The sequence below is a fragment of the Nonomuraea sp. NPDC023979 genome, from assembly GCF_040639085.1.
Lineage (GTDB): Bacteria > Actinomycetota > Actinomycetes > Streptosporangiales > Streptosporangiaceae > Nonomuraea > Nonomuraea ceibae.
Map to the genome: position 1 here is coordinate 174967 of NZ_JBEZZG010000001.1, position 11006 is coordinate 185972.

10 protein-coding genes and 1 riboswitch are annotated in these 11006 nt (G+C 72.1%); of the genes, 7 read left to right on the plus strand and 3 right to left on the minus strand.

The genetic code is table 11. From position 1 onward, the window contains the following. Positions 1 to 3: 3 nt before the first annotated feature. Positions 4 to 1293 (minus strand): aminotransferase class V-fold PLP-dependent enzyme, encoded by a 1290-nt coding sequence (locus AB0G11_RS00920; RefSeq protein WP_219501388.1) that lies wholly within the window; start codon positions 1291 to 1293, stop codon positions 4 to 6. A gap of 43 nt (positions 1294 to 1336) precedes the next feature. Further along, a riboswitch (SAM riboswitch) is annotated at positions 1337 to 1452 on the minus strand. A 105-nt stretch (positions 1453 to 1557) separates the two neighbouring features. Here AB0G11_RS00920 and AB0G11_RS00925 point away from each other — a divergent pair. Continuing rightward, positions 1558 to 2286: a TerC family protein gene (locus AB0G11_RS00925; RefSeq protein ID WP_219501390.1), complete on the plus strand. Its 729-nt coding sequence runs from the start codon at positions 1558 to 1560 to the stop codon at positions 2284 to 2286. Continuing rightward, a complete protein-coding gene (locus AB0G11_RS00930; RefSeq protein WP_219501392.1) occupies positions 2286 to 3476 on the plus strand; it encodes a cytochrome P450 in 1191 nt (396 codons plus the stop codon). The genes AB0G11_RS00925 and AB0G11_RS00930 overlap by 1 nt, the downstream gene beginning before the upstream one ends. 16 nt (positions 3477 to 3492) lie before the next feature. Here AB0G11_RS00930 and AB0G11_RS00935 read toward each other — a convergent pair whose 3' ends face one another. Further along, positions 3493 to 4455, minus strand: coding sequence for an SAM-dependent methyltransferase (locus AB0G11_RS00935; protein WP_357583100.1), 963 nt, complete (start codon positions 4453 to 4455; stop codon positions 3493 to 3495). 146 nt (positions 4456 to 4601) lie between these two features. On the opposite strand from AB0G11_RS00935, the gene AB0G11_RS00940 reads away from it, so the two are divergent. The 5 genes from AB0G11_RS00940 to AB0G11_RS00960 all read left to right on the plus strand — a co-directional run bounded on the left by AB0G11_RS00940 (position 4602) and on the right by AB0G11_RS00960 (position 10316). Further along, positions 4602 to 4841: a chaplin family protein gene (locus AB0G11_RS00940; protein ID WP_308125631.1), complete on the plus strand. Its 240-nt coding sequence runs from the start codon at positions 4602 to 4604 to the stop codon at positions 4839 to 4841. Positions 4842 to 5162: 321 nt separating this feature from the next. After that, on the plus strand, positions 5163 to 6053 hold the full coding sequence (locus AB0G11_RS00945) for a DUF2520 domain-containing protein (RefSeq protein WP_357583102.1): 891 nt from the start codon (positions 5163 to 5165) through the stop codon (positions 6051 to 6053). 49 nt (positions 6054 to 6102) lie between these two features. Beyond that, a complete protein-coding gene (gene panC, locus AB0G11_RS00950) occupies positions 6103 to 6930 on the plus strand; it encodes a pantoate--beta-alanine ligase (protein WP_357583103.1) in 828 nt (275 codons plus the stop codon). Between the two features lie 77 nt (positions 6931 to 7007). Beyond that, positions 7008 to 9530, plus strand: coding sequence for an L-aspartate oxidase (locus AB0G11_RS00955; RefSeq protein WP_219501400.1), 2523 nt, complete (start codon positions 7008 to 7010; stop codon positions 9528 to 9530). A gap of 3 nt (positions 9531 to 9533) precedes the next feature. Continuing rightward, positions 9534 to 10316 (plus strand): type III pantothenate kinase, encoded by a 783-nt coding sequence (locus tag AB0G11_RS00960; RefSeq protein ID WP_219501408.1) that lies wholly within the window; start codon positions 9534 to 9536, stop codon positions 10314 to 10316. A 51-nt stretch (positions 10317 to 10367) separates the two neighbouring features. Here AB0G11_RS00960 and AB0G11_RS00965 read toward each other — a convergent pair whose 3' ends face one another. Continuing rightward, positions 10368 to 10841: a hypothetical protein gene (locus AB0G11_RS00965; RefSeq protein WP_357583105.1), complete on the minus strand. Its 474-nt coding sequence runs from the start codon at positions 10839 to 10841 to the stop codon at positions 10368 to 10370. Positions 10842 to 11006 lie beyond the last annotated feature (165 nt).

Here is an 11006-nt window from a genome sequence, read left to right on the forward strand (position 1 = left end):
GACCTAGCGGCTGACCAGGTCACGCAGCGCGCCGACCAGCCGGTCGACGTGCTCCTGGGTGGTGCCGATGCCGATGGAGGCGCGCACCGCCGAGGCCGTGTCGTCCTCGCAGCCGCCGTCGGCGGTGCCGAGCAGGTGCCGGACGAACGGGTGGGCGCAGAACTTCCCGTCCCGCACGCCGATGCCGTACTCGCTCGACAGCGCCTCGGCGACCTCGCGCGCGCTGTAGCCGTCGACGGTGAACGACACAATGCCCACGCGCGGGTGCTCCGGCCCCCACAGCGACAGCTCCCGTACGCCCTCGATGCCGGCGAGGCCGGCGCGCAGCCGGGCGATCAGCCGCTCCTCCTCGCGCAGCAGCGGCGTCCAGCCGGTGGCGGTGAGGGCGTCGCAGGCGGCGGCCAGTGCGATCGCGCCGAGCACGTTCGGGGTCCCGGCCTCGTGCCGGGGCTCGGCGTCGTCGTGCCACTCGGTGCTCTCCCCGACCGAGCGCACCGCGCCGCCGCCCTTCAGGTACGGCGTGCCCGCCGACAGCCAGTCGCGCCGGCCGACCAGCACTCCGGCGCCGAACGGCGCGTACAGCTTGTGGCCGGAGAAGGCCACGTAGTCGAGGTCGAGCGCGGTCAGGTTGACCGGCCGGTGCGGCACGAGCTGGGCGGCGTCGACGAGGATGCGGGCGCCGTGCCGGTGCGCGATGTGGGCCAGCGCGGCGATGGGCCACAGCTCGCCGGTGACGTTGGAGGCAGCGGTGACGACGAGCAGCTTGGGTCCGTCGATCGCGGCCAGCGCGTCGTCGGCGGCGCGCACGGCCTCGCCGGGGAAGGCGGGCGGGGCCAGCCGCACGGCGTCCGGCCAGGGCAGCAGCGAGGCGTGGTGCTCGGTGTCGAAGACGACCACGGTGGTGCCCTCGGGCAGGCAGCCGGCCAGCAGGTTCGTGGCGTCGGTGGTGTTGCGGGTGAAGATGACGGCGTCGTCGGTGCGGGCGCCGACGAAGGCCCGTACGGTGTGGCGGGCCTGCTCGTAGCGGGCGGTGGTGAGCTGGGAGGCGTAGCCCGCGCCGCGGTGGACGCTGGAGTAGGCCGGGAGCGCGGCGGCGACGGCGGCGCTGACCGGCTCCAGACAGGGGGCGCTGGCCGCGTAGTCGAGGTTGGCGTAGCCGACGAGCTTGCCGCCCTTGACTGGCACCTCCAGGTCGGCGCCGACGACGGCGGGGATGGCGCGGGCCTGCTGGACGGGGGCCGGCTTCTCGGCGGCGGTGGTGCGGGCGGCGTTGAAGATCGTCAGGGTGGACACGGCGAACCTCCTCGGGGTCATCGGACCCCTGGAGCAGCCAGTGAGCCCGCGCTTGCCCGCCACACCTCGTGACGGACCAGGTCTTCACCCGGGGCACCCCGCCGCGGACGCGAGGGTTGCCGGCCAGCGAGCCGGGGCTTGGCGCTGGCACTCATGACCTACGTCGGCACTATAACCGACACCCACCCGTAAAACGCAACCGCGAACTTATCGGCCCGTTGACTCGTTGCTTCCTCGACATCCCCCGATAGCAGGAGGTAACCGATGTTGGACTGGGTGGCAGATCCCCAGATCTGGATAGGGTTCTTCACCCTTGTGGCCCTGGAGATCGTGCTGGGCATCGACAACATCATCTTCATTTCCATCCTGGCAGGGAAGCTGCCGCCGGAGCAGCGCGACAGGGCGCGGGTGCTCGGCCTGGCGGCGGCCCTGATCAGCCGGCTGCTCCTGCTGCTGGCCCTGTCGTGGGTGGTGCGGCTCACGGAGCCGCTGTTCGAGGTGCTGGGGCAGGAGATATCGGGACGGGACCTGATCCTGCTGCTGGGCGGGCTGTTCCTGCTCGCCAAGAGCGTCACCGAGATCGGCCACACGATGGACGTGGGCGAGAAGGACGGCAAGAAGGCCGTCGCGGCGTCGTTCGCCTCAGTGATCGCGCAGATCATGGTGCTGGACGTGGTGTTCTCGCTCGACTCGGTGATCACCGCGGTCGGCATGGTGGACGAGCTCGGCGTGATGATCGCGGCGGTGGTCGTGGCGGTGCTGGTGATGCTGTTCGCCTCCGGGCCGATCAGCCGGTTCGTCGACACGCATCCGAGCATCAAGATGCTGGCGCTGGCGTTCCTGGTGCTGATCGGCGTGGTGCTCATCGCCGAGGGGCTGGACCAGCACATCCCGAAGGGCTACATCTACTTCGCGATGGCGTTCTCGGTCATCGTGGAGCTGCTCAACATCCGGGTGAGGAGCAGGCGGGCGAAAGCTTCTAGTATTGAATAGTGCGCTTTGACCCGTGGAATCCGGATTTCGTCGCTCACCCGTACGGCGTCTACGCCGAGCTGAGGCGCGAGGCGCCGGTGAGCTTCTTCGAGCCGACCGGCCAGTGGCTGGTCGCCCGGCACGCCGACGTGAACGCCCTGCTCAGGGATCGCCGCCTGGGCAGGTCGTACCTGCACGTGGCGACGCACGAGGAGTTCGGCAAGGAGCCCGAGCCGGAGTTCCAGGAGCCGTTCTGGCGGGTGATCCGCGCGGGCATGCTCGACGTGGAGCCGCCGGTGCACACCCGGCTGCGCCGCCTGGTCTCCAAGGCGTTCACGCCCCGCATGGTCGAGTCGCTGCGCCCGCGGGTGCGCGCGATCGCCGAGGGCCTGGTCGACGCGTACGTGGAGCGGGGCGGCGGTGACCTGATCGCCGAGGTCGCCGAGCCGCTGCCGGTGACGGTGATCGCCGAGATGCTCGGCATCCCCGACGCCGACCGCCACCTGCTGCGCCCCTGGTCGGCCGACATCTGCGGGATGTACGAGCTGAACCCGTCGGAGCAGGCGCAGCACACCGCCGTCAGGGCGGCGTCGGAGTTCGCGGCGTATCTGAAGGAGCTGGCCCGCGAGCGCAAGGAGCGGCCCGGCGACGACCTGATCAGCGCGCTCGCGGCGATCGACGAGCTGACCGAGGACGAGCTGGTCGGCACCTGCGTGCTGCTGCTCAACGCCGGTCACGAGGCCACGGTGAACGTGACGGGCAACGGCTGGTGGTCGCTGTTCCGCAACCCGGGCGAGCTGGCGCGGCTGCGCGCCGACCGCTCGCTGCTGCCGACGGCCGTCGAGGAGCTGATGCGCTGGGACACGCCGCTGCAGATGTTCGAGCGCTGGGTGCTGGAGGACATCGAGGTCGGCGGCGTCGCCATCCCGCGCGGCGTGGAGGTGGCGCTGCTGTTCGGCTCGGCCAACCGCGACCCCGAGGTGTTCGACGACCCGGACCGGCTGGACGTGGGCCGGGTGGACAACCCGCACATCTCCTTCGGCGCGGGCATCCACTTCTGCCTGGGCGCGCCGCTGGCCAGGATCGAGCTCATCGAGTCGTTCGGCGCCCTGCTGGAGCGGGCGCCGAAGCTGGAGCTGGTCCGCGAGCCGGTGTGGAAGCCGGGGTACGTGATCCGCGGCCTGGAGTCGCTGGACCTCAGCGTCGCCTGACCGGCTCTGACCGTTATCACCGGCTCTGGCTGAGCCAGCCGAACCCGCCGAGGCCTCCCGGATCGATCAGCTCCGCCTCCTCGGAGGCGCGGGCCAGCGCGCGCAGATAACCCCGCGGATCGGTGCGGGCCAGGTCGAGGGGCGGGCGGTCGCCGGTGATGCCCAGAGCGCGCAGCGCGGCCCGCTGTGTGGACAAGCCTGTGGATATCCCGCCGGCCTTGCGGCCCGCCTCGGCGCACGCGTCGAGCGCGACGTGCGCCGTGATGTCGCAGGTGCCGTCGGGTACGGGCGAGACGACCGCTCCGTCACGGTATCCGGTGAGCGTGCCATGCATCGGCCGGTTATCCACAGGGTGTGCATAATCGATGGCGATCGCCCGGCCTCTGGAAAGCCGGTTCAGCACCGCCGCCCAGGCGGCGTCGCGCGGCCAGCCGATCTCCGCCCGCGAGCCCACGCACGACAGCGGCCACCACCGCGCCAGCCACTCCAGGTCGGCCCCCTGCGGCGGGTCGCCGAGCCGCTCCTCGCCGGTCTCGGTGTCGACCATCACCAGTCTCGGCCCGTCGGACGTCTGCTCGGCCACGTCCAGCGGCACGTTGTCGAGCCACTCGTTGGCGATCGCCAGGCCCTGGATGCCGGACGGCAGCCGCGGCTGCCAGGCGATCCGCTCGGGCAGCTCGTCGGGCCGGGGCGACAGGTCGACGGCGGTGATGCGCAGCCGGTCGCGCAGCGAGGGGCCGGCTGCGTCGAGCACGCGGCGGACCAGCGTGCCCTCGCCGGCGCCGATGTCGACCAGGTCGAGCCGGGCGGGCGAGCCGAGCCCGGCGTCGACCTCCTCCAGCAGGGCCAGGACCGCGTCGGCGAAGGCCGCCGAGGCGCTGACCGAGGTGCGGAAGTGCCCGGAGGGGCGTTCGCGCAGGTAGAAGCCGCTCTCGCCATAGAGCGCGCGTTGCATGGCGGCGCGCCAGGTGAGCCACATCCCAGGACTATCTCACGACTCCGGGCGAACACGTGGCGCGATTTCTTTACTACGCGGTGTTGCGATCTTGCGCTACCGTTTACATACAGTAGTCGAGTGACTGCTGATTGTCATCATCCGGCAGTCGTCCCGAAAAGGAGTCCCTCGTGTTCAAGAAAGCCATCGTCGTCGCGGGTGCGTTCGGCATGCTCTCGGTGGCCGCCCCGGCCTACGCCCACGGCCCCGGTCACGGCGACATCACCAGCGGACGCAGCGGCGTGCTGTCCGGCAACCAGCTCTTCCTGCCCATCACCGCGCCGATCAACGCCTGCGGCAACGGGGTGGGGGTCGCCGGTGTCGGCATCGCCGGCTGCAAGGGGGGCTCCAGCGCTCACGTGCATCGCTGACATGCCGGAGCTCGGACCGGTCCGAGAGTGAACCGGTCCGAGCCCCGTACCCGGGCCGGCCAGTCGGCGATGGCGGCCAGGGTGCACCTCCAAGGAGTTCGTCACAGTGCGGGCGTCGGGTCCAGCTCAGGACTCGGCGCCCGCTGAATGCGATGTACCCCTCTCCTCATCATCATTCCCGACAGGGGGTGCACGGTTTATATGCCCTTGTCCGTTTTGTCGCTAACGCAACATGCGGCAAAGCCCAGGTCACGCCCCCGTGGCAACTCGGCCGTTACGCTGGGCGGCAGCGTCTTCCGGGGTGCTCGACAGGGGTGGGACATGGACGCAGCAGATCGCCCGGCACGGCTGGCCGTCGGCGTGCTGGGATCGGGCAAGGTCGGCTCCGCGCTCGGGGCTGCCCTGGCGCAGGCCGGGCACCGGATCGTGGCCGCCAGCGGGGTGTCCGATGCCTCCCGGCGGTGGGCCGCCGACCGGCTCGGCGTCGAGCCCGTCCGCCCCGAGGAGGTCGTCGAGGCGGCGGAGCTCGTCCTGCTCACCGTCCCCGACGACGCGCTGCCCGACCTCGTCAGCGGCCTGGCCGCCACCGGCGCCGGCCTCCAGGGCAAGCTGCTCGTCCACACCAGCGGCGCCTACGGCCTGTCCGTGCTGCGACCGGCCGCCGAGGCGGGCGCGCTGCCGTTCGCCCTGCACCCGGTCATGACGTTCACCGGCAGGGACGACGACCTCAACCGGATCACCGGCTGCTCCTTCGGCGTCACCGCGCCCGAGCCGCTGCGTCCCATCGCCGAGGCGCTGGTCATCGAGATGGGCGGCGAGCCGGTGTGGATCGCCGACGCCGACCGCGCCCTCTACCACGCGGCCCTGGCCAGCGCCGCCAACCACATGGTCACGCTCATCGCCGAGTCGTCCGACCTGCTGGGCCGCATCGGCGTCGAGCACCCGGGCCGCATGCTCGGGCCGCTGCTCGGCGCCGCCCTCGACAACGTGCTGCGGCTCGGCATCGGCGGGCTGACCGGCCCGGTGGTGCGGGGCGACGCGGGCACCGTGCGCAAGCACGTCGACGCGCTCATCCTGGCCGCGCCGGAGGCGGCCGACGCCTACGTCGCGCTGGCCCGGCTCACCGCTGACCGGGCGCTGGCCGCCGGCCTGCTCAAGCCGGAGGAGGCCGAACGCTTGCTCGACGCCCTGGGTGGCAACATATGGACGTGACCGTGACCGGCATGGCACGGATCCGCATGACGCCCCCGGAGGCCGCCTCATGGACCCCATCGTCGCCAGGAACCGCACCGACCTGATCAAGGCTCGCGGTGACGGCTCCGTCGCCCTCGTGCCCACCATGGGCGCCCTGCACGAGGGGCACCGCTCCCTCATCAGGGCGGCCCGCTCGCGCGCCGACCACGTGGTGGTCAGCATCTTCGTCAACCCGCTGCAGTTCGGCCCCGGCGAGGACTTCTCCCGCTATCCCCGTACGTTCGAGGCCGACCTGGAGGTGTGCCGCGCCGAGGGGGTCGAGGTGGTGTTCGCCCCGGCCGCCGAGGACATGTACCACCCGGACCGGCAGGTGAGCCTGCGGTCCGGCGAGATGGGCCGGGTCGTCGAGGGTGCGGTGCGGCCGGGGCACTTCGACGGGATGCTGACGGTGGTGCTCAAGCTGTTCAACCTGGTCCAGCCGGACCTCGCGGTGTTCGGGCAGAAGGACGCCCAGCAGTTCGCGCTGATCCGCCGCATGGTGGCCGACCTCGACGTGCCGGTGGAGATCGTCGGCGCGCCGACGGTGCGCGAGCCCGACGGGCTGGCGCTGTCGAGCCGCAACCGCTACCTGTCGCCGGCCGACCGGGAGGTGGCCCTGGCGCTGTCCCGGGCGCTGCGCGCGGGCGCGGCCGAGAGCGTGCCGTCGCGCGTGGTCGCCGCCGCCCGCGAGGTGCTGGAGGCCGCCGCCCCCGAGCTGGCGCTGGACTACGTGGTGCTGGTCGATCCGGCCACGTTCGCCGAGGTCGCGGAGCCGTACACGGGTGAGGCGGTGCTCGCGGTGGCCGGCCGGGTGGGCACCACCCGGCTGATCGACAACGCGGTGCTGTCGTTCTAGGCGAACCCCGGGGAAGGGAAGCGGCGGCCGGGGCGTTATCGTCATATTGACGAGATTCCCTCCTCCGAGGAGACCCCATGAGTGCACCGGCCATTCCCCTGCGGCTGGCGGCGCCCGAACCCGGGTGGAACGTCGAGGCCGACCTGGTCGTGGTGGGCTCCGGCATCGCCGGACTGACGGTTGCGCTGCACTACGCCGAGCTCGAACCCAGGGCCAGGGTCCTGGTCGTCACCAAGGACGTGCTGTCGGCCGGGTCCACCCGGTGGGCCCAGGGCGGGATCGCCGCCGTCCTGGACCCGGCCGACACCCCCGACGAGCACCTCGGCGACACCCTGGTCGCCGGGGTGGGGCTGTGCGACGCCGAGGCGGTCCGCGCGCTGGTGACCGAGGGCCCGGGCGCGCTGCGGCGGCTGATGGGCCGGGGCGCCGAGTTCGACCGCACCCCCGACGGGCACCTCCAGCTCACCCGCGAGGGCGGCCACCGGCGTCACCGCATCGTGCACGCGGGCGGCGACGCCACGGGCGCGGAGGTGCAGCGGGCGCTGGTCGAGGCGGTGCGGGCGAGCGGGATCGAGGTGATCGAGCACGCGCTGGTGCTCGACCTGCTGAAGGACGCGAACGGCCGGGCCAGGGGCGTGACGCTGCACGTGATGGGCGAGGGCGCGGGCGACGGGGTCGGCGCGGTGCGCGCCCGCGCGGTCGTGCTGGCCACCGGCGGCATGGGCCAGGTCTACTCCTCCACCACGAACCCGGTGGTGTCCACCGGCGACGGCGTGGCGCTGGCGCTGCGGGCCGGGGCCGTGGTGCGGGACCTGGAGTTCGTCCAGTTCCACCCCACCGTGCTGTGGCTGGGCGCGGGCGCGACCGGCCAGCAGCCGCTGATCTCCGAGGCCGTACGCGGCGAGGGCGCGTTCCTGATCGACCACGAGGGCAACCGGTTCATGACCGGCGTGCACGAGCTGGCCGACCTGGCGCCGCGCGACGTCGTGGCCAAGGCCATCACCCGGACGATGCGCGAGAGCGGGCGCGAGCACGTCTACCTGGACGGCCGCCACTTCGGCGAGGACACGTGGCGCACCCGGTTCCCGACGATCTACGCGGTCTGCCGCGAGCACGGCATCGACCCGGCCGCCGAGCCGATCCCGGTGGCTCCCGCCGCCCACTACGCCAGCGGCGGCATCCGTACCGACCTGCGGGGCCGTACCAGCATCGAGGGCCTGTACGCGTGCGGCGAGGCGGCGTGCACGGGCGTGCACGGCGCGAACCGGCTGGCCTCGAACTCGCTGCTCGAAGGGCTCGTCTTCGCCGAGCGCATCGCCGAGGACATCCATCGCGTACGGCCCGAACCGGGCGAGCCGGTGGTGTCCGGAGCGCCCGCCGGGCTGATCGACCCGAGGGCGCGCGGCCGGATCCAGGCGCACATGAGCGCCGGGGCGGGCGTGCTGCGAAGCCGCGCGTCGCTCACCGCCACCGCCAAGGCGCTGCACGACGCCCGGTGGACCCCGGTCCACGTGGCGTCGTGCACCGAATCGTGGGAGACGACGAACCTGCTCACCGTCGCGACCGTGCTGACCGGCGCGGCGGCGGCGCGGCAGGAGACGCGCGGCTCCCACTGGCGGGAGGATTTCCCCGACCTCGACGACGAATGGCTGGGGCACCTGGACGTGACCCTGACGGAGGAAGGCGTGCACATGACCTACACCCCGCACGGTGACGCGATGCCGCGGCGCCTGGCGCAGGAGCTGGCCGCCGCCGGCGTGGACCCGGCCGAGACCGACGCGGTGATCGACCGGGCGCTGGCGGAGGACCTGCAGGCGGCGGGCGACGTGACGAGCCTGGCGACGATCCCGGCCGGGCACCGCTCGGTGGCCGACGTGGTGGCGCGGGCCGACGGCGTGGTGGCCGGGCTGGCGGTGGCCGAGGCGGTGTTCGCGCGGCTGGGCGCGGGCCAGGCCGAGCGGCGGGTCAAGGACGGCGAGCGGGTGCGCAGGGGCGACGTGCTGATGACGGTGGAGGGCCCGACCAGGACCCTGCTGACCGCCGAGCGCACCGCGCTGAACCTGCTCACCCACCTGTCGGGCATCGCCACGCTGACCGGGCGCTGGGTGGCGGCGATCAGCGGCACCGGGGCGCGGGTGCGCGACAGCCGCAAGACGCTGCCGGGTCTGCGGGCGCTGGAGAAGTACGCGGTACGTTGCGGCGGCGGCGTCAACCACCGGATGTCGCTGTCGGACGCGGCCCTGATCAAGGACAACCACGTGGTGGCGGCCGGCGGGGTCGCCGAGGCGTTCCGCGCGGTGCGCGAGCGCTACCCGGACGTGCCGATCGAGGTGGAGGTCGACAGCGTCGAGCAGCTTGAGGAGGTGCTCGCCGAGGGGGCGGACCTGATCCTGCTGGACAACTTCACGGTGGAGCAGACCGCTCAGGCCGTACAAATCGCTAAAAATGGGGCGAAAAACGCGGTTGCGCTGGAGTCCAGCGGGGGATTGACCTTGGAATTGGCGCGTGATGTGGCCGAAACTGGCGTGGACTACCTTGCGGTGGGAGCGCTGACCCACTCGGCGCCCGCCCTGGACGTCGCACTGGATCTACGGGGGTAATCGATGCTGCTCACGATCGACGTCGGCAACACGCACACGGTGCTCGGGCTCTTCGAGGGCGAGGACGTCATCGAGCACTGGCGGCTGGCCACCGACGCCCGCCGCACCGCCGACGAGATCGCCGTCGTCCTGCAGGGGCTGCTCGGCCAGTCGCCCCTGCTCAAGGGCGCCGACGTGGGCGGCATCGCGATCTGTTCCACCGTGCCCAGCGTGCTCAACGAGATGCGCGAGATGTGCCGCCGCTACTACGGCGACGTCACCGCCGTGGTCGTCGAGCCCGGCGTCCGCACCGGGGTGCCGGTGCGGATGGACAACCCCAAGGAGGTCGGCAGCGACCGCATCGTCAACGCGCTGGCCGCCATCGACCAGTACGGCGGGCCGTGCATCATCGTCGACTTCGGCACCGCGACCTCGTTCGACGCCGTGTCGGCCAAGGGCGAGTACGTCGGCGCCGTCACCGCGCCCGGCATCGAGATCTCCGTCGACGCCCTCGCCGCGGCCGGGGCGCAACTGCACAAGGTCGAGCTGATCCGCCCCCGCTCGGTGATCGCCAAGAACACCGTCGAGGCGCTCCAGGCCGGCATCATCTACGGCTTCGCCGGCCAGGTCGACGGCATCGTCGAGCGGATGGCCGCCGAGCTGGCCGACGACCCCGACGACGTGACCGTGGTCGCCACCGGCGGCCACGCCGCGCTCGTGGTGGGCGAGTCGCGCTGCATCGACGTGCACGAGCCCTGGCTGACGCTCATCGGCCTGCGCCTGATCTACCAGCGCAACACCGCGTGAAAGCGGGCGGCCCCCCGCTCGGGAAGGGAGCCGCCCGCCGTCCGGGGTGGATCACTCGCTCTCGGCCGCGTACAGGTGGTCCCAGTGGCCGCACTTGCTCACCCAGTGCTTGTACGGGTGCACCTGGCAGACCTTGACCCGCAGCGCGGAGACGTCGTCGACGCTGAAGCCGAACTTCTTCGAGCCCGGGTAGCCGCAGTGCTTCCTGCTGTAGACCTCGTCCCACTCGTGGTCGAAGCCGGCGGCCTGGAACTTGACGTAGGCGCACCTGCCGCCCTGCCCGTAGCCGCGCGAGTCCAGGTCGTACAGCCGGCCCTTGACGTGGACGGTGTTGGACTCCTGGTGCTCGTCCCACTCGACGCCCACCCAGCCCTTGGCCTTGGCCAGGTGGTGCCTGGCGTGGACGGGGCCCCACTGGTCGCTCTGGTCGTAGGGGCCCGGCGAGGCGGCGGCGGCCGGCGCGGTCAGAGCCAGCGTGCCGGTCGCGGCGGCGGCGAGGAGCGCGATCGCGATCTTCTTGAACATGATCTCTCCTTGAGCTCCTTCCCGACCCGGCGCCCTACCGGTTCCGCTGAGCTCGTGAGTCATGGGTAACTCCGCGTGGTTGCAGCACCCCTTCACCGGGCCGACGAGAACTTGCAGGCGGCCGTATCCCCTACGCTTTGATGCTGTGAGCGACGAACTTCCCGA

What these genes read in the sequence shown, in the direction of transcription:
- AB0G11_RS00925 (WP_219501390.1), top strand. Translation starts at nt 1,558, where the DNA reads ATGTTGGACTGGGTGGCAGATCCCCAGATCTGGATAGGGTTCTTCACC.
- AB0G11_RS00935 (WP_357583100.1), bottom strand. Translation starts at nt 4,455, where the DNA reads ATGTGGCTCACCTGGCGCGCCGCCATGCAACGCGCGCTCTATGGCGAG.
- AB0G11_RS00945 (WP_357583102.1), top strand. Translation starts at nt 5,163, where the DNA reads ATGGACGCAGCAGATCGCCCGGCACGGCTGGCCGTCGGCGTGCTGGGA.
- panC (WP_357583103.1), top strand. Translation starts at nt 6,103, where the DNA reads ATGGACCCCATCGTCGCCAGGAACCGCACCGACCTGATCAAGGCTCGC.
- AB0G11_RS00955 (WP_219501400.1), top strand. Translation starts at nt 7,008, where the DNA reads ATGAGTGCACCGGCCATTCCCCTGCGGCTGGCGGCGCCCGAACCCGGG.
- AB0G11_RS00960 (WP_219501408.1), top strand. Translation starts at nt 9,534, where the DNA reads ATGCTGCTCACGATCGACGTCGGCAACACGCACACGGTGCTCGGGCTC.
- AB0G11_RS00965 (WP_357583105.1), bottom strand. Translation starts at nt 10,841, where the DNA reads ATGTTCAAGAAGATCGCGATCGCGCTCCTCGCCGCCGCCGCGACCGGC.